Here is a 20,961-nt window from a genome sequence, read left to right on the forward strand (position 1 = left end):
TGTCTGCGGGATCGAACGGGGAGCCAACTACCGCGGCTGAGTCGCGCTGACGAAAGCGTCGCTGAATATCTGTCCACGCGGCAGGCCCGCGAGAAACAGGCGCCTGGCGCAGGCGTCGACGAACGCCGAACCGCCGCAGAGCAGCGCGATGTCCCGCCGCGACGTTGGTCGTAGCGTCGAAAGCATGCTGTCACGCTGTTGCGCATCGACCCATCGCAGCTCCAGGTTCTCGTGCCTGTCCGCCAACTCCTGCAACGGCCCGCGCAGGTAGTGCTCGTCACGGCAAAAGTGCACCAGCCTGATCGTCCCGGCATGGCCCTGGCGCAGGCTCTCGCGCAACAGGCTGAACAAAGGGGCCAACCCGGTTCCCGAAGCCAGCAGCAATAAAGAGCGCTCGGACCACTCCGGCTCGTAATGCAATGCACCACCGTGCAGGTCGCCCAGCCGCAGCGTGTCGCCCGCGCGCAGCTGCCGCGCGGCATCGCAGAACGCCCCCGGCCTGGAGCAATCGAGATGAAACTCCAGCCAGGGATCGTCGCCGGGAAGGCTGGCCAGCGAATACGGCCTAGCGATGCCAGCACCGGTCCACAGCAACAGGTGCTGACCTGCACGATAGCGCAGCGGCCGCTCCGGCAGCAGACGCAGGCGCAGCACGCTGTCGCACAGCCACTCGGCGCTTTGCACCTGAGCGGGCAGCCCGTCGCGGCGGGGATCGAAGACTTCTACACCGAAATCCTCCTCGACACGGCACTGACAGGCCAGTCGCCAGCCGGCCGCATGCTGCTCGGGCCGCAGCAGGTCGGGTTGCAGATCGCGCGGTGCTCCGTCGACACAGCGCACCAGGCAGGCGTGGCAGCTGCCGGCGCGGCAACTGTAGGGTACGGGCAAGCCGGCAGCGATCAGGGCATCAAGCAGGTTGGTAGCGCGCGCGACCGACCAGCGCTTGCCGGCGCAATGCAACTCAGGCATCGGCGGTGACCCAGGCGGGTTCGCAACGATTGCGACCACCGCGCTTGGCTCGATAAAGCGCTTCGTCGGCACGCTGTAGCGCTGCATCCAGATCATCTCCGGCGTTCAGCAGGGTCAGGCCGATCGACAGGCTGAGATGTCCGGCTTCGATATTGGCGTCTTCCGGCTCGGCGTTGGCAAAAGCCTCTCGCAGGCGCTCACAGCACGCAGTGAACTGCTCGGCGTCGGTATTGGGCAGCAGTAACACGAACTCCTCGCCGCCATAACGGGCCAGCACGTCGTCATCACGCAGACAGGAGCGCGCCACGCTGGCAAAGGCCTGCAGCACGCGGTCTCCGGTGGCATGGCCGTGGATATCGTTGATGCGTTTGAAGTGGTCCAGATCGATGAGCGCCAGCCCCGATTGATGCCCCTTGCGCAGCCGGTTCAGGTCGCCCTCGGCGATGCGCAGGAAGCGCCGCCGGTTGTATAGGCCCGTCAACTCGTCGGTAGAAGCCAGATCCTCCAGTTGACGCATCATTCCGCGCAGGGTGTCCTGATGTGCCTGCAACGCGAAACGCCGCTGGCGCATGCGCTGGCGCAAGCGATACACGTGGCCGGCGAACAGACACATCCAGATCAGCGTTACCAGCAGCACGCTGGCCTGCAGCAGGAACACATCGGTCTCGATCGGCCGCTGCAGATAGTAATCAAGCGCAGCCATGCTGACGAAGCTGACGAAAGCCAGTGCGGCGTAGCGAATGAACACCTTCGGCGGCAGAAAGACGGCAAACATCAGCACCAGCAGATAGAGCACCAGCAGCGAGCCACGAGCGCTGCCGAGGTTGAACAGAAAGGTCGTCAGCCACAGCAGCCCCACCAGGACCTGCGGCTCAGTCAGGCTGGGATCCTTGGAACGCAGGTTGACGCCTCGGTGAAACAGCCAGAAGAACAGCAGCTGACTGACCACAATCAATGCCGACTGCGCCACGGCGCTGGCCACCGAGGCCTGGTAGAAGCCCCCCGCCACCGCCACCCAGGTCAGCACCAGGCCCAGACCGTAGGTCACGGAGGCCAGTGCGAATCGCCGCGTAACCAACTGCTGCAATGCACGCATATCGGTCTCGTCACGCATCGCACTCATAGGGATCCTTCCCGCTGTGGCAATTTGCCGCACTCTACGCTTACCGAAAACAAAATCCTAGCCAGCATTCCCATCGCTCCTGGTCCATCCGTGTACCGCGCAGCCTGACGCGTTATACTGCGCCGCATTTTTTCGCGGCGCGTCGACTGCCATCCCCGACGCGCCTCTTATCGCCCCGTATGAGGACGCGCTGCATGACCGTGATCAAGCAAGACGACCTGATTCAAAGCGTCGCTGACGCTTTGCAGTTCATTTCTTACTACCACCCCGTGGATTTCATCCAGGCGATGCACGAAGCCTACCTGCGTGAAGAATCCCCGGCTGCCCGCGACTCCATGGCGCAGATCCTGATCAACTCGCGCATGTGCGCCACCGGTCATCGCCCGATCTGTCAGGACACCGGTATCGTCACCGTGTTCATCCGCGTCGGTATGGACGTGCGCTGGGACGGCGCGACCATGAGCCTGGACGACATGATCAATGAGGGTGTGCGCCGCGCCTACAACCTGCCGGAAAACGTCCTGCGTGCTTCGATCCTGGCCGACCCGGCAGGTTCCCGCAAGAACACTAAGGACAATACGCCAGCTGTCATTCATTACTCCATCGTCCCAGGTGACAAAGTCGAGGTGGATGTGGCCGCCAAAGGCGGTGGCTCGGAAAACAAGTCGAAGATGGCCATGCTCAACCCCTCCGACTCGATCGTCGACTGGGTACTGAAGACCGTGCCGACCATGGGCGCCGGCTGGTGCCCGCCGGGTATGCTCGGCATCGGCATCGGCGGCACCGCCGAGAAAGCCGCAGTGATGGCCAAGGAAGTCCTGATGGAATCCATCGACATCCATGAGCTGAAGGCCCGTGGCCCGCAGAACCGCATCGAAGAGCTGCGTCTTGAGCTGTTCGAGAAGGTCAACCAGCTGGGCATCGGCGCCCAGGGCCTCGGCGGCCTGACCACCGTGCTCGACGTGAAGATCATGGATTACCCGACCCACGCCGCCTCGCTGCCGGTGTGCATGATCCCCAACTGCGCCGCCACCCGCCACGCACACTTCGTGCTCGACGGCTCCGGCCCGGCCGAACTGACCCCGCCGCCGCTGGATGCCTACCCCGAGATCGTCTGGGAAGCCGGCCCGAGCGCGCGCCGTGTCAACCTCGACACCATCACGCCGGAAGAAGTGCAGAGCTGGAAGCCGGGCGAGACCGTCCTGCTCAACGGCAAGATGCTTACCGGCCGCGACGCCGCGCACAAGCGCATGGTCGACATGCTGAACAAGGGCGAAGAGCTGCCGGTCGACCTCAAGGGCCGTTTCATCTACTACGTCGGCCCGGTCGATCCGGTCGGTGACGAAGTGGTTGGCCCGGCTGGCCCGACCACCGCGACGCGCATGGACAAGTTCACCCGTCAGATTCTCGAGAGCACTGGTCTGCTGGGCATGATCGGCAAGTCCGAGCGTGGCCCGATCGCCATCGAAGCGATCAAGGACAACAAGGCCGTCTACCTGATGGCGGTTGGCGGCGCGGCTTACCTGGTCGCCCAGGCGATCAAGAAGTCCAAGGTGCTGGCCTTCGCCGAGCTGGGCATGGAAGCGATCTACGAGTTCGAAGTGAAGGACATGCCGGTCACCGTCGCCGTCGACACCAACGGCGAGTCGGTGCACATCACCGGCCCGGCGATCTGGCAGCAGAAGATCGCCGACAGCCTGGCGGTCGAGGTGCAATAAGCGACACGCCAATAAAAAGCCCGGCTCGATGCCGGGCTTTTTATTGCCCGGCAATCAGCGGTTGAAGCGTTCGACCAGTGCCCGCAGCCCGTGCGCTGCGCATTCCAGGTCGCGACCGCGCTGCATGGTCAGGTCGGCCTTGCTGACATTGCTGTCAGTCGTGACGGCAATACGGGTGACCTGACGAGCAATGTCTTCGGCCACATGCGCCTGCTCCTCGGCAGCGGCAGCCATCTGCTGGCTCATCCCGGCAATACGCCCGACCGCATCGCGAATGCCCTGCAACGCCTGCTGCGCCTCGACGACCTGGGCCAACCCCTGGGCCGCCTCCTTGTCACCCAGCTGTGCGATTGTCACGGCCTCATCCGCCTTGCTGGTGAGCGACTGGATGATGGCCTGGATCTGCTGCGTCGACTCCCGCGTCTTGCTCGCCAACGCACGCACCTCGTCGGCGACCACGGCAAAGCCCCTGCCCTGCTCGCCAGCACGTGCGGCCTCGATGGCAGCATTCAGCGCCAGCAGGTTGGTCTGGTCGGCGATGCTCTGGATCATGCCGGCAGCGGATACGATCTGCTGGGTTTCGCCAGCCAGCTCGTTGACCACGTTGCCGATGTTGGTGACGGTCGCCGCCAGCATTTCCATCGCCTCGCGGGAACTCGCTGCGACCCGGTCACCGTCGTCTGCCAGCGCGTTCGCCGTCCTCGCCTCCTCTGCCGTGTGCTGCACGTGCCCGGCGACCTCACTGATCGATGCGGTCATCTGCGTCACCGCGGTGGCCGTCATGTCCGTCTCGCCGCGCTGCTGGCGCAGCTCGTTTTCGGTCTGGCTGGCCAGCGAATAGGTTTCCGCCGATGCACCGGCGACCTGCACGGCCAGATCGGACAGACGCGTCAACGCCGTCCGCAACCGCGCGTCTTCACTGACCAGAGCCATCTCCAGCCGCGCCGCATTGCCATGCCGCCGGGTGTAGGTCAGGGCGACCACCGGATCGGTGAAGGCTTCGGGTACGCGCTGCAGGATGCTCAGCAACTGGCGTTCCGCAGCGAAGTGACAGCTGAGCCCGAGCACGAAGAACAGACCGAGCACGACGAGCGCTTCCACTGCCGGCGGCAGCCAGAAGATTCCACCGGCCGCCAGCACCGCGGCGCCCATCGGCATCGCCAGTGCACGCGCCCAACCCTGCGCGCGCCGGCTCAACGAAACCGCCGGCCGACCGGTACGCAGGCGCTCGTACAGCGCCGTCGCCTGGGCGACCTGCTCGGCTGTCGGCTTGACCCGCACCGACGCGAAGCCGGTCAGCTTGCCATCGTCGAAAACAGGCGTGACGTAGGCGCTGACCCAGTAGAAATCGCCGTTCTTGCAGCGGTTCTTGACCACCCCCATCCAGCTTTTGCCGGCCTTCAGGTAGCGCCACATCACCTCGAACACGGCCGGCGGCATGTCCGGGTGGCGGACCAGGTTGTGGTCGCTGCCCATCAGCTCGGCTCGTGAGTAGCCACTGATGGCGACGAATTCGTCGTTGCAATAAAGGATCTTGCCCTGGGTATCCGTCGCCGAAATCAGCCGCTGATGCGCCGGAAAGGTTCGTTCGGTGTTGCTTACCGGCCCGTTGTTTCTCATCGCCTGAACTCCCTGCCAGCGACCTGCTGAAAAAAGCGACTCATCAGTCACGACGAATCAATCGTTACAAGAGTCGGACGGCGCAAAGCGAACTTGAGCGGGGACGGTAAGTATTTGCCGAACGGCATCGCCAGGAGTGCCGCTAGTGAGCGGACTAGCGACCGGCGCTTTGTTCTTCGATGTACAGCGCTTCGACTTTCGCCCTGGCCCAGGGCGTCTTGCGCAGGAATTTCAGGCTGGACTTGATGCTCGGCTCATTGCTGAAACAGCGGACATCGACGCGCTCGGCAAGGCCGTCCCAACCGAAGCGAGCATGCAGCTGGACCAGGATGGCCTCCAGCGTCACGCCATGAAGGGGGTCTTTTGCTTGAGTCATGGGGCACTCACGAACACGAGGGCATAGCCTCACGGATGAAAAAACCCGCCGCGCGGTCTGCGGGGCGGGCTTGGGTGACGGTCTGCATCTTACAGGTTGAAGCGAGTCCCGAGCACCTCGAGGAATGCCGCCAGCCACGCCGGATGTGCGGGCCATGCCGGAGCGCTGACCAGGTTGCCATCGGTATGCGCCTGATCCACGGCTATGTCCACGTACTCGCCACCGGCCAGCTTCACCTCGGGTGCACAGGCCGGATAGGCACTGCAGGCACGCCCCTTGAGCACGCCCGCGGCGGCCAGCAGCTGGGCGCCGTGACAAACGGCGGCGATTGGCTTCCTGGCCTCATCGAACGCACGCACCAGCGCCAGCACCTGCTCGTTCAGGCGCAGATATTCCGGCGCCCGGCCACCGGGAATGACCAGGGCATCGTAGTCTTCGGCCCGCACGTCGGCGAAGTCGAAGTTCAGCGCAAAGTTGTGCCCCGGCTTCTCGCTATAGGTCTGGTCGCCCTCGAAATCGTGAATCGCGGTGCGCACGCTGTCGCCGGCCTTCTTGTCCGGGCACACGGCATGCACGCGATGGCCAACCATCTGCAGGGCCTGGAAAGGCACCATGGTCTCGTAGTCTTCGGCGTAATCACCCACCAGCATCAAAATGTTCTTCGCCGCCATTGGATCGTCCTCTTCGCGCGGGTTTGGAGCATTGCTCCGTGACGCGGCGGCTTCAGCCACCGCGGTTGAAGATGTTTACCAGCAGCCGGTCCAGCCAGCCCCACATGCGCTGGTAGAGGCGCAGGTGCAGCGGTCTGGCGTACCAGCTTTTAATGTCGATTTCGATACTGTCCTGAAAATCGCGCTCGAAGCATGCCTGCACCTGGGCACTCAACGCAGCGTCGATGGCCTCGAGATTGGCTTCCAGATTCCAGCGCAGGTTCCAGTGATCGAAGTTGCAAGAGCCGACGCTGACCCAGTCGTCAACCAGCACCATTTTCAGGTGGGAAAAGTGTGGCTGATATTCATGGATTCGCACGCCGGCACGCAGCAGCCGTGGATAGAAACGCTGCCCAGCGTAGCGCACCGGCGGGTGATCGGTATTGCGACTGGTCAGCAGCAGGCGCACGTCCACCCCGCGACGCGCCGCCCGGATCAGTGCCCGGCGCACCTTGCCGGTAGGCAGGAAATACGGTGTCGCCAGCCAGATGCGCGTCTGCGCGCGCCGCAGGTTGCGCAACAGGCTGTGCAGTATGTCGCGGTGCTGACGCGCCGCCGCATAGGCGACGCGCCCTAGCCCCGAGCCACTGGGCAGCACTGGAATGCGCGGCGCACCGCTGGGCAGGGGCAGCTGCCAGATGCGCCGCTTCAGGCAATGCACCCACTGGGTGTCGAACAGGTCCTGCCAGTCCTGCAGCAGCGGGCCGGTCATCTCGACCATCACCTCATGCCAATGCACGTCGGGCTGATCAGGACGCCAGAATTCGTCGGTGACACCGGTGCCGCCGACGTAACCGATGCAGCCGTCGACCAGCAGCAGCTTGCGGTGGTCACGATGCAGATTGCGCAGCCTCAGGCGGAGCGAAAGCGGGTTATAGAGACGCAGCTCGACGCCGGCGGCGGTCATCCGGTCACGATTGGCCTGGCTCATCTTCAGGCAGCCGAAACCATCGAACAGGCAGCGCACCCGAACGCCGCGTGCCGTCGCACGCAGCAGAGGCTCCAGCAGGCGGTCGAGACAAGCGCCGTCCTCCACCAGATAGAGCTCGAGATCGACCCGGCGCTCGGCGCGCTCGATGGCATCAAGCATGGGCGGAAAGAACCCCGGCCCGTCTATCAGCAGGCGGAACTGATTGTCGCTGCGCCAGGGGAACACCGCTCCAGCCAGCATCACAGGGCGGCACCCCGCGTAGAGCCAGATGACGTCAGGCACAGCGACGAAGCGGATGAGCAACGAAATGACATGAAATCCCTTTTTCCGGACGGCATCCAAGGGCTGCGGCCTCGATACCGCCCCTCTGCACATGGCGGTGCTGAACGAGCAGTTGGCTAGCTTACCCAGGCGTTCGAGCAAGGCAAGGCAGCAGGTCAGACCGCCGCAGCGGAAGTGCCGCCGTGAAATACGATCCTCTATAGGCCCGACTCGCCTGGGCAGAGTTCCCAGCTACTCGCCAGCGCGCGCCCTGCCTTCAACTGCCTACTGAAGATTCGAGCCCGAGCGCGGCAAGCGCCTGTTCCAGACGGCGCGCCTGGGCATCGCGCGCCAAGCCCAGCACTGCGCGATCACGCCGCCACAATGCGCCCCGGGAGCCCTGCGAATCCGCCAGCGCCCTGTCCACCTCAGGTTGCAGCGCAGCGAACTGCTCGAGCAACGCGGCCAGCAGCAGATGAGTGGCAGGCTCATGGGCTGGCCGCTGCGCAACCTCTGCCGCAGCCGCAAGAACGCCAAGCAGACGCAGTGCCAGCGCGCGCGGCCACTGCTCAAGCAGCGCCACACCGTAGAGCCAGGCGGTCAGCGCCGCCAGCACATGAAGATCTTCGTGGCTGCGAAACGGTTTGACGTACTCGCTCCAGCCGTCACCAGGCAAGCGTCTCCCAACAGCCTGCTCGAGGCTCAGTCTGCCATGCGCGATATCCGGCACGATCGGCAGATCCGGCCCGGCCACCAATGACACGCCGGCACCGGACGGCTCCACGACGAACAGTCCGAGGCGAGGCGACTCGCCGGCGCCCTCCTCCCGGGCCGAAACCAGCAGCCATTGCGCCGCGTCGCCCGCCGTCACGAAATCCTTGCTGCCAGTGAGCTGGCCGTTCTCGCAACGCGTCGCCATGTCGGCCGGCCGCAACTTGCGCCGCTCCGTCGTGCATAGCGCGCCAAGCCCGGGCGGCGCATCCGGCCAGAGCGCCCGCAGGGCTGCCTGGTATCCCGCGAGAAAGGCCAGCCCCGGCGTGGTCGCCAGCCGGCCGCCGTAAACCGCCTGACTGAACGAGTCCGCACTCGGAGCACCGTCGCACACGGCCCGATACCAGTAGCGCAGCCCGGAGGGCTCGGCCACTGGCTGCAGCGGCCCGATCAATCGTTTCCAGGGCATCTTCATCTCCAAAGGTTCTGCCATTACCGGCCACTGGCTCGCGCCGTCATCCAACCATCATCCGAACGTCACAGTGGCGACACGCCCTGCTCCTAGCCTGATCACGCCAAACCAGCGAGCCCAACGATAACAACCAGACGCTCGCGCTGCATCGCCAACCCGCCACTACCCCGGCGGACAAGGAGACAGAGCATGAATGCCATCGTCGATCCACGCAGCACGCGTCAACTTCGAGCCGAACGCCTGCAAGGCGAATGCGCACTGCGCGAAGCCCAGGCCCTGCGATATCGGGTGTTCAGCAGCGAGTTCGATGCCCAGCTCAATGGTGCCGAGTTCGGGCTGGACATGGATGACTTTGATATCCACTGCCGGCATATCGGCGTGCGCGATCTCGCGACCGGTGAGCTGGTCGCCACCACCCGCCTGCTCGACCACCTCACCGCCAAGCAGCTCGGGCGCTTCTACAGCGAAGGAGAGTTTGCGCTGCACGGCCTGGCGGACATCAACGAACCGGTGCTGGAGATCGGCCGTACCTGCGTGGCGCCGGCTTATCGCAATGGCGCGACCATCGCGGTGCTGTGGAGCGAACTGGCCGAGGTGCTCAACCAGGGTGGCTATCGCTACCTGATGGGGTGCGCGAGCATCCCGATGCGCGACGGCGGCATCCAGGCCCGCGCGATCATGCAGCGACTGCGCGACAGTCACCTGAGCACCGAACTGCTGCACGCCGAGCCGCGAACGCCACTTCCCGAACTGGAGTTGCCGGACAACGTCACTGCCCAGCTCCCGCCGCTGCTCAAGGCCTATATGCGCCTCGGCGCGAAGATCTGTGGCGAACCCTGCTGGGACCCGGATTTCCAGGTTGCCGATATCTTCATCCTGCTCAAGCGCGAGGAGCTGTGCCCGCGCTACGCTCGCCACTTCAAGGCGGCGGTATAGATGTCGCGGTTGCGCCTGTACTGGCGCCTGCTGCGGGTCTCTGCGGTGATCCTGCTGGGGTTGCTGTTGGCGACCGCGCTGGGTCTCGGCGACCGCCTCGCGCTACGCCTATCGCTGCAACTCAGACAACAGCTGACCCGCTGGTTCATGGTCCGCCTGGCCTCCGCGCTGCCCTATCGCGTACACATCATCGGTCAGCTACCAGCTCAGCCGATGCTGTGGGTCGCCAACCACGTGTCCTGGTGCGATATCCCGTTGCTGGGAATGCTGCGGCCGCTGTCGTTCCTGGCCAAGGCCGAGGTCGCACAATGGCCCGTGCTGGGCTGGCTGGCACGCCAGGCTGGCACGCTGTTCATCCGCCGCGGCGCCGGCGATGCCGCGCAGATCAACCAACAGCTGGCCAGCCACCTCATCCAGGGCCGCCACCTGCTGATTTTCCCTGAGGGCACCTCGACCGACGGCAGCAGCGTGCGCACCTTCCACCCCCGACTGTTAGCCTGTGCGATAGAGGCCGGCTGCGCTGTTCAACCCGTGGCGATCCGCTATCTGCGCAACGACAAGCCCGATACCGTCGCCCCCTTCATTGGCGACGACGAACTGCCCGCGCACCTGCGCAGGCTGTTGGCCAGCGACGTGGCAGAAGTAGAAATCCAGCTGCTGGCGCCGATACCCGTTGCCTCACTCAGTCGCAGGGCTCTTGCCGAGCAAGCACAGCGGGCCATCGAACGGGCACTGTCTGGGGAGGCGCAGGAGCCCGCGCGCGAGGCCGCATAGCGACCTCCTGTCGAGGCTGCGCTAAGCTTCGCCCATGAACTATCTCGCTCATCTTCATCTTGGCGGCCCCGGCCCGGCGGACATGCTCGGCAGCCTTTACGGGGACTTCGTCAAAGGCCCGCTGCAGGGCCGCCTGCCGGCGCAGATCGAAGCAGGCATCCGTCTGCATCGGCAGATCGATGCCTTCACCGACAGCCATCCGCTGGTGCTGCAGGCCAAAGCGCGCTTTCCCAGCGAGCGTCGCCGCTACGCCGGGATACTGCTGGACCTGTTCTTCGATCATTGCCTGGCTGCGAACTGGGCGGACTACTCCGGCGAGCCGCTGGACCAGTTCACCCGGCGCGCCTACCGAGCGCTGGCCAATGAGCCCGCGCTGCCTGGCAAGCTCGCCGTGATCGCACCGCACATGGCGGCACACGACTGGCTCGGTAGTTACCGTGAATTCGAGGTACTGGGCAGGGTGCTGGCGAACATGGGCCGCCGCCTGAGCCGGCCGGAAGGCCTGGCCGGCGGGCTGGAAGAGCTGGAGCAGCTGTACGACCCGCTGCTCGAGGACTTCCGCCACTTCTATCCGCAGCTGCAGCAGTTCGCCAAGGCGGCGATGTAGCGCGAACGCCCCGTATTACTGCGCATAGCCCGGGCTTTGCGCATCCAGCTTGCGCAGCAGCGCGGGCCACGCCAGCGCACCGCCCATGCCCGAGCGAGTGCGGGTCACGCCCGCCGCCATGGCTTTGGCTCCGGCCAGTATCTGCTCCGGAATGGCGATCAGCTCGCTGCCACCGGCCTGCGCCATGACCTGGATTTCACAGGCGCGCTGGAAGATGAACATCATCAGAAAGGTATCAGCGATGCTGCTGCCGCAGGTCAGCAGACCGTGGTTGTGCAGCAGCATGAAAGCGGTTTCGCCGAGATCAGCCTGCAGACGCGCTTTCTCGTCGTGATTCAGCGCCACACCCTCATAGCCGTGCGTCGAAAGGCTGGCCAGCACGAACAGTGACTGCTGGCTGATCGGTAGCACGCCCTGACGCTGGGCCGAGACCGCTACCCCGGCGGCGGTATGTGTGTGCATGACGCAGGCGACGTCGTGGCGAACCTCATGCACGGCGCTGTGAATGGTGTACCCAGCGGGATTGATCTCGTACGGGCTGTCCGTCACTTTGTTGCCGGCCAGATCGACTTTCACCAGGCTGGACGCGGTGATTTCGTGAAACATCAGCCCGTATGGGTTGATCAGAAAGTGATCGGCTTCGGGAATCTTGGCCGAGATGTGCGTGAAGATCAGGTCATCCCAGCCATGCAGCGCGACCAGTCGGTAACAGGCCGCCAGATCGACCCGCGCCTGCCATTCGGCGGGGCTCACTTGGGTTTCCAAAGAAGGCAAAGCGTGCAACGCAGTCATCGAGGGCACCTCTTGTTATTGTCGTGAAGATGCCCTGGATTCTAGCCAGCCGCTATTGGCCCGGCAGTTGCCCTTGCAGCCAGGCCGCTGACCCGGCGAGCCACTCAGGCACGCAAGGCCGCCGCGAAGGTTTCCAGCCACGGTTCGGCGTCGCTTTCCGGCGTCACCGTCTCGCTGGCATCGAGGCGCAGCATCGCCACGACTTCCCGCACGCCGAGCTCGGCATAGAGCTCACGAATCAGCTCGCCGCCACCACAGAAAGTGTCGCCGTAGCTGGCATCGCCAAGGGCGATGACGCCTCCGGGCAAACCGCTCCAGGCGGGAAACTGATCGCGAATTGCCGAGTACAACGGAATGAAGCTGTCCGGCAGCTCACCCATGCCGGTGGTCGAGGTCACGATCAGCAGCGCTTCGGGTGCGAACTCTAGAATCTGCGGCAGCTGGGCGCGGGGATCGTGCCAGGTTTCGAAACCGGCGGCTTTCAGCTGGTGTTCGGCGTGACGGGCGACATCTTCGGCGGTGCCGTAGACGCTCCCGGAAAGAATGGCGACTTTCATGTGCGCTCCGAGGCAATCAAAGCTGCGCATTATGCCGCAATCGCCAAGTCTGGTCGGCACACCCTGCTCAGGCGAAGCCACTCATCCAGAAAATGTGCAGCCTGCGGAACCACTGTCGAGCCCATTTGTCATAGGGCCGATTGCCCCACCGCGACCATACCGGTTGCAGGCGCGTAGCGGCCCCACCGCGCGACGCCAAACGTGGAGGGCACTGTCCCTCCGAGGTATCCGCATGGCGGAAGAGACGATTCTCAGCAAAGACGAACTGACCTTCATCCGCAAGTTGATGCAGCGCAACGGCAGCACCAGCGCTGAGCGCACGACAGGCTTTCGGATCGACGGCGGCGCGCAATCCAACGAATTGCTGCTGCAGCTGGCCGCTCGCGCCAATCTGTCGTTGCAGGCGGAGTTCGAGGATTTCCGCATGTCCTTTCCGCTGCAGCTCAGGGAAGACGAACTACACAGCCTCGACCTGCAGCTGGCACCTCCGGTGATCTACGAGCGCGGGCCAACCACGCGTGCCTGGCGCCTGCACCTGGACCAGCCGCTGCCTCTGCTGGAAAACGATGGTGGTGAAAGTTCGCTCAGCGTGCACGAGCTGTCTCCGCACGGCCTGCTGGTGGATGCCGGCGGACACCGCAAGCCGCCCAAGCACTTCCACCTGCGCCTGGCGCTGCCCGACGACGGCCCGCTGGAAATCGATGCCCATCGCGTTCGCGAGCTGACCGGCGGGCGGGCCGCCTACGAAGTCGAATTCACGCAGGAAAAGGACGCCGAGCGGATCCGCTCCTTCCTCTATCGCCAGCATCAGCGCCTGCACCCAGATTTGCAGCCAGAGCTGCCGGCCGATCTGGTGTAAGCTGCCACGCCTGTAGCGACCGCCTCAACCTGTGGGCGGTCCGCCCATTACAGGCAGTGGATTTTCATGCATCAGGCCCCGATTCTCATCACCGGAGCCAGCCAGCGGATCGGGCTGCATTGTGCCGAGCGACTGCTGGAAGACGGCTTTCCGGTCATCGTTACCTACCGTCGCGAACGCGACAGCATCGACCGGCTTCGCGCCTTGGGCGCACAGGCGTTGCAGGCAGACTTCAGCGACGAAACCGGCATCACCACCTTTATCAGCGCTCTCAAGCAGCAGACCGACTGCCTGCGGGCCATCGTGCACAACGCCTCCGAATGGCGCCCGGATACCCCCGGGCAGGAAGCCGAGGCGTTCCGCCAGCTGTTCCAGGTGCATATGCTCGCGCCCTACCTGATCAACCTGCACTGCGCCGAACTGCTGCGCCACGGCGGGCCGGCGGACATCGTCCACATCGGCGACGACGTGACCCGCAAGGGCAGCAAGAAGCACATCGCCTATGCTGCGAGCAAAGCGGGCCTGGACAACCTGACACTATCTTTCGCCGCCAGCCTGGCGCCGGCGATCAAGGTCAATGGCATCGCCCCGGCGCTGATCCAGTTCAACCCGGACGACGACGCCGAATATCGCCGCAAGGCGCTGGCCAAATCCGCGCTGGGCATCGAACCCGGTGCCGAGGTGATCTACCAGAGTCTGCGCTACCTGCTCGACAACCCTTATGTCACCGGCACCACACTGACCGTGAACGGCGGCCGCCACCTGATCTGAAGACTGCAAGGAGTCCCCATGCCCCGACTGGAACCCGCGATGGCCCGCATCCGCGTCAAGGACCTGCGGCTGCGCACCTACATCGGCATCAAGGAAGAGGAAATCCTCAATCGCCAGGACGTGCTGATCAACCTGACGATGCTCTACCCCGCTGCGGAAGCGGTGCGCGAAAACGACATCGAACAGGCGCTGAACTACCGCACCATCACCAAGGCGATCATCCAGCACGTCGAAGACAACCGCTTCGCCCTGCTCGAGCGGCTGACCCAGGAAATTCTCGACCTGGTCATGCGCTACCCGCAGGTGCGCTACGCCGAAGTGGAAGTCGACAAACCCCACGCGCTGCGCTTCGCCGAGTCCGTATCGATCACCCTGGCTGCGCATCGGGATTGACCCTGCGCAAGGCTGGCCGGCTCACTGACGCAAGGTTATGATCCGGCCGACCTCAGCCAACGCCGAGACCCACGAGATGAACGATCAAGAACGCACCGAACTGGAAGCCGCAGCCTTCCGCCGCCTGGTCCAGCACCTGCGCACCCGTCCCGATGCCCAGAACATCGACCTGATGAACCTCGCCGGTTTCTGTCGCAACTGCCTGTCGAAATGGTACAAGGCCGCCGCAGACGATCTGGACGTCGAACTCAGCATCGACCAGGCCCGCGAAGAGGTGTACGGAATGCCGTACAGCGAGTGGAAAAAACGCTATCAGAAGGAAGCGTCTGCCGAGCAGCAGGTCGCTTTCGACAAGGCCCAGAAAGAATGAACGACCTGAAGGACTTCCGCGCCAGCCTGCGCAATCGCAACCACGCATTCAGCGAAACGCTTGCCTTCATCGAGGGCGCTTACGACTACCAGCCGAGCCGCTTCGTCAACGGCACACTGGAGAACGCTGCCGGCGAGAACGAAGGTTCCTGCAAGACGCTGGGCCTCGCATTGCTTGAAGACTTCACGAGGGAAGAAGCGCTGCTTGCGTTCGGCGAGCACTATCAGGCGGTCCTGGCCGACCCGAACGGCAGCGACCACCGCAACATTCGCGCGCTCATGGAAACCGGCCTGCCGGGCGTGCGTTTCGACACCCAACCGCTCAAGCGCAAGTAACGCGCATCCTTTCGACGGATCGAGCCGGCTATGCCGGCTCAATGGGAATAAAAAGGGTCATCCCAAGCACTTGGGGAAGGCTGAAGGAGCGGATGACCCGAAAACCGTTGAGCGCCACCTTAGCTATCCGCCAAGGCCGTGGATAATTCAGGTTCTGCATACAACCCATAGTCATCGACTATCCCGCTGCGCTACGCCCCTCTCGACGAAACCCTGCCCTTTTTCAGGAGACGCCAATGCCCGTATCCGCCCTCTCCGGCCCGCAATACCTTCGCGAAGGCCTGCGCCTGGTGCTCAGCCCGGGGCTGCGTCTGTTCGTGATCCTGCCGCTGACGGTGAACGTGCTGCTGTTCTTCGGCCTGATCTGGTTCGCGGTCGGCCAGTTCAGCGGCTGGGTCGACACCTTCATGCCCAACCTGCCGACCTGGCTCGCCTTTCTCGAATACATCCTCTGGCCGCTGTTCGTCGTGCTGGTGGTACTGATGGTGTTCTTCAGCTTCACCATGCTGGCCAACATCATCGCCGCACCGTTCAACGGCTTTCTGGCGGAAAAGGTCGAGGTAGTGGTGCGCGGCGAAGACGCAGCGCCGCCTTTCAGCTGGGCCGAGCTGCTGGCCATGCTGCCCCGCACGATTGGCCGCGAGCTGCGCAAGCTGGGCTATTTCGCACCGCGCGCGCTGGCGTTGCTGGTGCTTTCATTCATCCCCGTGCTGAACCTTGTTGCCGCGCCTTTATGGCTGCTGTTCGGCGTGTGGATGATGGCAGTGCAATACATCGACTACCCGGCGGACAACAACAAGCTGAGCTGGGCGGACATGATGGGCTGGTTGCGCCAGCGACGCTGGCAGAGCCTGAGCTTTGGTGCGGTGACTTATGCGGCGTTGCTGGTGCCGGTCCTGAACCTGCTGATCATGCCGGCGGCCGTCGCGGGAGCGACGCTGTTCTGGGTAAGGGAAGGCGGGCCGAATCGGCAGCTGGACCGACCTGCGTAGACGTCAGGCGCGGAACTCGGCGGTCAGGGTCTAGCGCCGCAAAGTGTGAGAGTTCGAGTCTCTCCGTCCGCACCACGTCACATGCTGACAGCTCAGCGTGAAGGCCTGGCGAGATCGGATGCTGCCGGGTAAGGGGAAATCGGCAGCCAGATCACCCTGGCTGCCGCCCTCACTCACGCCAGCGTCTTCAACGCCTCACGACTGAACGGCAGAATCTCTTCCATCCGCCCTTCACGCACCTTAACCGCCCAATCCGGATCGCAGATCAGCGCACGCCCCACCGCCACCAGATCGAACTCCTGCTTGTTGAGACGCTCCAGCAATCCCTCGATGTTGGCCGGCTGCGCCACCTTGTCGGTCTTGACCATGAACTGCAGGAATTCGCCATCCAAGCCGACACTGCCGACGGTGATGGTCGGCTTGCCGGTCAGTTGGCGGGTCCAACCGGCCAGGTTGAGATCGGAGCCTTCGAACTCCGGTTCCCAGAAACGGCGCGTCGAGCAATGGAAGATATCCACGCCGGCCGCCGACAAGGGTGCCAGGAACTCGCCGAGCTCTTCGGGCGACTGCACCAGGCACGCCGTGTAGTCCTGCTGCTTCCACTGCGAGAAGCGGAAGATGATCGGGAAATCAGGGCCGACCACTGCGCGTACGGCCTGCACCAGCTCGATGGCGAAGCGCGAGCGGTTGGCCAGGCTGCCGCCGTACTCATCGGTGCGCTGATTGCTGCCTTCCCAGAAGAACTGGTCAATGAGGTAGCCGTGGGCACCGTGGATTTCCACGCCGTCCATGCCGATCGCCTGAGCATCGCGGGCAGCCTGAGCGAATGCTTCGATCACATCCTGGATGTCTTGCTTGGTCATGCCATGAACGACGACCTGGCCGTCCTTCTGCTTCTCCATCGGGCCGTAACCGACGACCTCCGGCTCCGGCTCGGTGCCCTTGCGGCGCACGTTGCCGACGTGCCAGAGCTGCGGGACGATCTTGCCGCCAGCGGCGTGCACTGCATCGACCACAGCCTTCCAGCCAGCCAGCGCATCTTCACCGTAGAAACGCGGCACATGGGGATAACCGTTCGCCGCGGCGTGACCGACCGTGGTGCCCTCGGTGATGATCAGCCCGACCCCGGAGGCGGCACGACGGCGGTAGTACTCGACCACATCGGCAGTGGGTACGCCGTTAGGTGAGAACGAACGGGTCATCGGCGCCATGACCACACGGGTCGGCAAACGGAGAGCACCCAACTCAAAGGGCTGAAACAAGGCTTGTACGCTGGCGGTCATCGATCGACTCCTGTGGCATTGGTCAAGGCAGCCGGGCGCTCATGCCCCGGCGAAGTTATTGCAGCCGGCGCCAACAGGCGTTCGAGCTGCTGGAAAAACATCTGCAAAGGCGCAACGCTGCCGCTCACTTTCATGCGCAGCAGCGCACCTTCCCAGGCGTTGCTTATGAATTCCGCCAGCACTGCACAATCGCAATCGCAATCGGCCGCGATCTCTCCAGCGTCACGCGCCTGTTCGAGGCAGGCCGTAAGCAACTCGACCGATTGCGTCAGTATCGCGCTGAGCCGTTTGGCGATGGCCGGGCACAGCTCGGCCATCTCGAAGCTGAGGCTGCCGATGAAGCAGTGATATTCGGGCTTTTCCTGGCGGGCGAAGTGCGCAACGAGATCGGCGTAGTAGTCGAGGATGCGCTGCCGGGGCGAGACTGCTGAGTTGCTCAGCGCCGCCTGATAGCGCTCCAGCCGGGGCGCATAGATATAGTCCAGCGCCTGCAGGGCGAAGTCTTCCTTGCTGGCGAAGTAGTGATAGAACGACCCCTTGGGAATACCGGCCGCCTGGACGATTTCCTGGACACCGGTGCCGTGATAGCCGCGGCGGGTCATCACCCGGGCACCCTTGGACAGGATCAGGTCGCGCTTGTCGTTGCGTGCTGGATTGGTCATGCAGCGAGAATATGACCGGTCGTCTCGCCGGCACAGCATCATCCATGACACTTATTCAGCGGCAACCACGGCAAGCATGGCCGGTATATTCAGTACTCAAGAAAGAGAACGCGACCGCGCGTACGGTCGCAGAACTGCAGATCAGGCCAGGGCTGTTTCGATCGCCTGGATCAGGGCGGGGTCGTCGGGCGTGGTGCGCGGTGAGAAACGGGCCAGCACACGGCCGTCCTTGCCCACCAGGAACTTCTCGAAGTTCCAGGTGATGTCCCCCGGAAAATCGGCACCTTCGCCAGCCAGCAAACGATACAGCGGATGGCGCTGCGGACCGTTCACCTCGAGCTTGCCGCTCAGAGGAAAGCTCACACCATAGTTGAGTGTGCAGAACGAGCGGATTTCCTCATCGCTGCCCGGCTCCTGCGCAGCGAACTGATTGCATGGCACGCCCAGCACGCTGAAGCCGCGGGCAGCGTATTGCTGCTGCAGCCGCTCCAGGCCGGCGTACTGCGGGGTCAGCCCGCACTGCGAAGCGACGTTGACCACCAGCGTGATCCGATCGCCGAACTGCGCCAACGGCAGCTCCTCGCTGCCCAGGCCTGGCAACACCAATTGGTGGAATGCGCTCATCTCATCTCTCCTAACGAAAAAACGCCCCGGCAACGACCGGAGCGCTCTTCTTTTCGATCCGCACGACAGCGGTTCCTGCCGCCGTGCCTGCGGACGCCTATGCGGCGACCCGGATCAGTGGTGGTGGCCACCTTCGCCGTGGACGTGGCCATGGGCAACTTCTTCTTCGCTGGCGTCACGCACGCTGACGACCTTGACGTCGAAGTTCAGGCGCTGGCCGGCCAGCGGGTGGTTGCCGTCGACGATCACGTCGTCGCCTTCCACGTCACGAATGGTGACGATCTGCATGCCGCCGTCCGGACCGGAAGCGTGGAACTGCATGCCCACTTCCAGCTCGTCGACGCCTTCGAACATGGCGCGATTGAGGGTAGCGACCAGCTCCGCGCTGTACTCGCCGTAAGCGTCCTGCGGCTCGATGGCGACCTGGATCTGGTCACCGCCCTGCTTGCCCTCGAGGGCCTTCTCCAGGCCCGGAATGATGTTGCCTGCGCCGTGCAGGTAGACCAGCGGCGCGCCGCCGGCCGAGCTGTCGATCACCTCACCGGCGTCGTTGGTGAGTGTGTAGTCGATGGAGACAGCCTTGTTAGCGGCAATCAGCATGGGGCAGAACCTTTGCTTTAGAGAATGGATGTCGAAGTTTAACCATCCACCGCGCCGATTGCGAACCGACCTTGGATGAACGGGCCAATGCCGTTCGTCGCCCTCGCCCCGCGTGTAGTGCCATTGAACATGGGACTACAACCTTTGGATGGCATCGCTTTCATGGCCGATGTGCAAGAATCGGCGGAAAGTATCTTTGGCACCCATATCAATAACATTAGAGAACCAAGGAGCACCGATGTCGGCTCGTAACATCCTGGTGATTAACTGTGGCAGCTCGTCGATCAAGTTCGCCCTGGTCAACGAAGCGCAAGCGACCTTCCCGCTACAAGGCCTGGCCGAATGCATCGGCAGCCCGGAAGCCGTCATCCACTTCGAGAGTGCAGCCGGCAAGGAAAGCGTCAAGGTGCCGAATGCCGATCATCAGGCTGCTCTCGCCCAGATCCTGCCGCGCGTGGAAGACGCCGCTGGCGGCCATCTGGATGGCATCGGCCACCGCGTAGTGCACGGCGGCGAAAAGTTCTTCGCCTCCTCGCTGCTCACCGATGAAACCCTGGCCGGCATCGAAGCCAACATTCAGCTAGCGCCGCTGCACAACCCGGCCAACTTGAGCGGCATCCACGCCGCCATCAATCTGTTCCCCGAGCTGCCGCAGGTTGGCGTGTTCGACACCGCTTTCCACCAGACCATGCCCGAGCATGCTTACCGCTATGCCGTGCCGGATGTGCTGTACAAGGATCATGGTGTACGCCGCTACGGCTTCCATGGCACCAGCCACCGCTACGTCAGCAAGCGCGCAGCCGAACTGGCCGACGTTCCGGTCGAGAACAGCAGCTGGCTGGTCGCTCACCTGGGCAACGGCTGCTCCACCTGCGCGGTAGTAAACGGTGAAAGCCGCGACACCAGCATGGGCCTGACGCCGCTCGAAGGCCTGGTGATGGGCACCCGCAGCGGTGACGTCGATCCGAGCCTGCACAACTTCCTGAGCAAGACGCTGGGCTGGGACCTGGCCAAGATCGACAACATGCTCAACAAGGAAAGCGGCCTGAAGGGCCTCTCCGGCCTGTCCAACGACATGCGCACCCTGGCCGATGCCCGCAACGCCGGTCATCCAGGCGCGGTGCTGGCCTTCGAAGTATTCTGCTACCGCCTGGCCAAGTCGCTGGCCGCCATGTCCTGCGCCCTGCCGCAGCTGGACGGCCTGGTATTCACCGGTGGTATCGGCGAGAACTCCTCGGCAGTGCGCGAGCGGACACTGGAACACCTCAAGCTGTTCGGCTTCAAGCTCGACGCCGAAGCCAACGCCCGCTGCACCCGCGGCGTTGCCGGCGAAATCCAGGCTGAAGGCAGCCCGCGCGTCATGGTCGTCCCGACCAACGAGGAGCGCCAGATTGCCCTCGATACGCTGGCCCTGCTGGACGCCTGAGCGCAGTAGGCATGTAGCGATTCCGAGACCCGACAGCCCCTGGCGGTCGGGTCTTTGCACATCAGCGCCGCGGCAATCCGGCAGTTTCC

General features: G+C 63.9%; 24 protein-coding genes and 1 tRNA gene. 12 read left to right on the top strand and 13 right to left on the bottom strand.

Going from position 1 to position 20,961, the window contains the following annotated elements; all coding sequences use genetic code 11:
• Positions 1 to 27 precede the first annotated feature (27 nt).
• The gene (locus BM275_RS02650; RefSeq protein WP_090519191.1) at positions 28 to 969 is read right to left on the bottom strand and encodes an iron-sulfur-binding ferredoxin reductase; all 942 of its coding nucleotides are present in this window, start codon (positions 967 to 969) and stop codon (positions 28 to 30) included.
• A complete protein-coding gene (locus BM275_RS02655; RefSeq protein ID WP_090519192.1) occupies positions 962 to 2,092 on the bottom strand; it encodes a GGDEF domain-containing protein in 1,131 nt (376 codons plus the stop codon). Before BM275_RS02655 ends, BM275_RS02650 begins: the two co-directional genes overlap by 8 nt.
• Positions 2,093 to 2,286: 194 nt before the next feature.
• Here BM275_RS02655 and BM275_RS02660 point away from each other — a divergent pair, with 194 nt between their 5' ends.
• Positions 2,287 to 3,810 (top strand): fumarate hydratase, encoded by a 1,524-nt coding sequence (locus tag BM275_RS02660; RefSeq protein ID WP_044315535.1) that lies wholly within the window; start codon positions 2,287 to 2,289, stop codon positions 3,808 to 3,810.
• A 54-nt stretch (positions 3,811 to 3,864) separates the two neighbouring features.
• On the opposite strand, the gene BM275_RS02665 is transcribed toward BM275_RS02660, so the two are convergent.
• From BM275_RS02665 to BM275_RS02685, 5 genes are all read right to left on the bottom strand, one after another.
• Positions 3,865 to 5,430, bottom strand: coding sequence for a methyl-accepting chemotaxis protein (locus BM275_RS02665; RefSeq protein ID WP_090519193.1), 1,566 nt, complete (start codon positions 5,428 to 5,430; stop codon positions 3,865 to 3,867).
• A gap of 154 nt (positions 5,431 to 5,584) precedes the next feature.
• Positions 5,585 to 5,806 (bottom strand): VF530 family protein, encoded by a 222-nt coding sequence (locus tag BM275_RS02670; protein ID WP_036992249.1) that lies wholly within the window; start codon positions 5,804 to 5,806, stop codon positions 5,585 to 5,587.
• An 89-nt stretch (positions 5,807 to 5,895) separates the two neighbouring features.
• Positions 5,896 to 6,477 (bottom strand): DJ-1/PfpI family protein, encoded by a 582-nt coding sequence (locus tag BM275_RS02675; protein ID WP_090519194.1) that lies wholly within the window; start codon positions 6,475 to 6,477, stop codon positions 5,896 to 5,898.
• Positions 6,478 to 6,529: 52 nt separating this feature from the next.
• Positions 6,530 to 7,687 (bottom strand): phospholipase D-like domain-containing protein, encoded by a 1,158-nt coding sequence (locus BM275_RS02680; RefSeq protein WP_090519522.1) that lies wholly within the window; start codon positions 7,685 to 7,687, stop codon positions 6,530 to 6,532.
• 298 nt (positions 7,688 to 7,985) lie between these two features.
• The gene (locus BM275_RS02685) at positions 7,986 to 8,894 is read right to left on the bottom strand and encodes an acyl-CoA dehydrogenase middle domain-containing protein (RefSeq protein ID WP_090519195.1); all 909 of its coding nucleotides are present in this window, start codon (positions 8,892 to 8,894) and stop codon (positions 7,986 to 7,988) included.
• A gap of 186 nt (positions 8,895 to 9,080) precedes the next feature.
• Between BM275_RS02685 and olsB the strand changes: the two genes are divergently transcribed.
• The 3 genes from olsB to BM275_RS02700 are packed head-to-tail and all read left to right on the top strand — an operon-like array spanning position 9,081 to position 11,208.
• Entirely contained in the window at positions 9,081 to 9,827 is a 747-nt protein-coding gene (gene olsB, locus BM275_RS02690; RefSeq protein ID WP_090519196.1) for an L-ornithine N(alpha)-acyltransferase, read from the top strand.
• Positions 9,828 to 10,601 carry a lysophospholipid acyltransferase family protein gene (locus BM275_RS02695; protein WP_090519197.1) on the top strand — a complete coding sequence of 258 codons (774 nt, stop codon included), beginning with the start codon at positions 9,828 to 9,830 and terminating at the stop codon, positions 10,599 to 10,601. It abuts the gene before it with no gap.
• 34 nt (positions 10,602 to 10,635) lie between these two features.
• Positions 10,636 to 11,208, top strand: a complete 573-nt coding sequence (locus tag BM275_RS02700; protein WP_090519198.1) for an acyl carrier protein phosphodiesterase — start codon at positions 10,636 to 10,638, stop codon at positions 11,206 to 11,208.
• A 15-nt stretch (positions 11,209 to 11,223) separates the two neighbouring features.
• Here the strand turns inward: BM275_RS02700 and BM275_RS02705 are convergent, their stop codons facing one another.
• Positions 11,224 to 12,000 (bottom strand): class II aldolase/adducin family protein, encoded by a 777-nt coding sequence (locus tag BM275_RS02705; RefSeq protein WP_090519199.1) that lies wholly within the window; start codon positions 11,998 to 12,000, stop codon positions 11,224 to 11,226.
• Between the two features lie 104 nt (positions 12,001 to 12,104).
• Positions 12,105 to 12,557, bottom strand: coding sequence for a flavodoxin (locus BM275_RS02710; protein WP_090519200.1), 453 nt, complete (start codon positions 12,555 to 12,557; stop codon positions 12,105 to 12,107).
• A gap of 232 nt (positions 12,558 to 12,789) precedes the next feature.
• Here BM275_RS02710 and BM275_RS02715 point away from each other — a divergent pair, with 232 nt between their 5' ends.
• The 7 genes from BM275_RS02715 to BM275_RS22235 all read left to right on the top strand — a co-directional run bounded on the left by BM275_RS02715 (position 12,790) and on the right by BM275_RS22235 (position 16,352).
• Positions 12,790 to 13,416 (top strand): PilZ domain-containing protein, encoded by a 627-nt coding sequence (locus tag BM275_RS02715; protein ID WP_023446833.1) that lies wholly within the window; start codon positions 12,790 to 12,792, stop codon positions 13,414 to 13,416.
• 66 nt (positions 13,417 to 13,482) lie between these two features.
• Entirely contained in the window at positions 13,483 to 14,187 is a 705-nt protein-coding gene (folM, locus tag BM275_RS02720) for a dihydromonapterin reductase (protein WP_023446834.1), read from the top strand.
• An 18-nt stretch (positions 14,188 to 14,205) separates the two neighbouring features.
• On the top strand, positions 14,206 to 14,580 hold the full coding sequence (gene folX, locus BM275_RS02725) for a dihydroneopterin triphosphate 2'-epimerase (RefSeq protein WP_003285881.1): 375 nt from the start codon (positions 14,206 to 14,208) through the stop codon (positions 14,578 to 14,580).
• A 76-nt stretch (positions 14,581 to 14,656) separates the two neighbouring features.
• Positions 14,657 to 14,950, top strand: coding sequence for a DUF1244 domain-containing protein (locus BM275_RS02730; RefSeq protein WP_031298361.1), 294 nt, complete (start codon positions 14,657 to 14,659; stop codon positions 14,948 to 14,950).
• Entirely contained in the window at positions 14,947 to 15,285 is a 339-nt protein-coding gene (locus tag BM275_RS02735; RefSeq protein WP_090519201.1) for a HopJ type III effector protein, read from the top strand. The genes BM275_RS02730 and BM275_RS02735 overlap by 4 nt, the downstream gene beginning before the upstream one ends.
• Before the next feature lie 236 nt (positions 15,286 to 15,521).
• Positions 15,522 to 16,277, top strand: a complete 756-nt coding sequence (gene cysZ / locus BM275_RS02740) for a sulfate transporter CysZ (RefSeq protein WP_023444190.1) — start codon at positions 15,522 to 15,524, stop codon at positions 16,275 to 16,277.
• Between the two features lie 9 nt (positions 16,278 to 16,286).
• Positions 16,287 to 16,352 (top strand) — tRNA-OTHER (locus BM275_RS22235).
• Between the two features lie 98 nt (positions 16,353 to 16,450).
• Here BM275_RS22235 and BM275_RS02745 read toward each other — a convergent pair.
• The 4 genes from BM275_RS02745 to BM275_RS02760 all read right to left on the bottom strand — a co-directional run bounded on the left by BM275_RS02745 (position 16,451) and on the right by BM275_RS02760 (position 19,446).
• Positions 16,451 to 17,560 carry an NADH:flavin oxidoreductase gene (locus BM275_RS02745; RefSeq protein WP_090519202.1) on the bottom strand — a complete coding sequence of 370 codons (1,110 nt, stop codon included), beginning with the start codon at positions 17,558 to 17,560 and terminating at the stop codon, positions 16,451 to 16,453.
• The gene (locus BM275_RS02750) at positions 17,557 to 18,222 is read right to left on the bottom strand and encodes a TetR/AcrR family transcriptional regulator (protein WP_090519203.1); all 666 of its coding nucleotides are present in this window, start codon (positions 18,220 to 18,222) and stop codon (positions 17,557 to 17,559) included. Before BM275_RS02750 ends, BM275_RS02745 begins: the two co-directional genes overlap by 4 nt.
• Before the next feature lie 141 nt (positions 18,223 to 18,363).
• Positions 18,364 to 18,846 carry a glutathione peroxidase gene (locus BM275_RS02755; protein WP_003302715.1) on the bottom strand — a complete coding sequence of 161 codons (483 nt, stop codon included), beginning with the start codon at positions 18,844 to 18,846 and terminating at the stop codon, positions 18,364 to 18,366.
• A 114-nt stretch (positions 18,847 to 18,960) separates the two neighbouring features.
• Positions 18,961 to 19,446: an FKBP-type peptidyl-prolyl cis-trans isomerase gene (locus BM275_RS02760; protein ID WP_014821299.1), complete on the bottom strand. Its 486-nt coding sequence runs from the start codon at positions 19,444 to 19,446 to the stop codon at positions 18,961 to 18,963.
• Between the two features lie 238 nt (positions 19,447 to 19,684).
• Between BM275_RS02760 and BM275_RS02765 the strand changes: the two genes are divergently transcribed.
• Positions 19,685 to 20,872, top strand: coding sequence for an acetate kinase (locus tag BM275_RS02765; RefSeq protein WP_090519204.1), 1,188 nt, complete (start codon positions 19,685 to 19,687; stop codon positions 20,870 to 20,872).
• Positions 20,873 to 20,961 lie beyond the last annotated feature (89 nt).

Source organism: Stutzerimonas kunmingensis (assembly GCF_900114065.1).
GTDB classification, from domain to species: domain Bacteria; phylum Pseudomonadota; class Gammaproteobacteria; order Pseudomonadales; family Pseudomonadaceae; genus Stutzerimonas; species Stutzerimonas kunmingensis.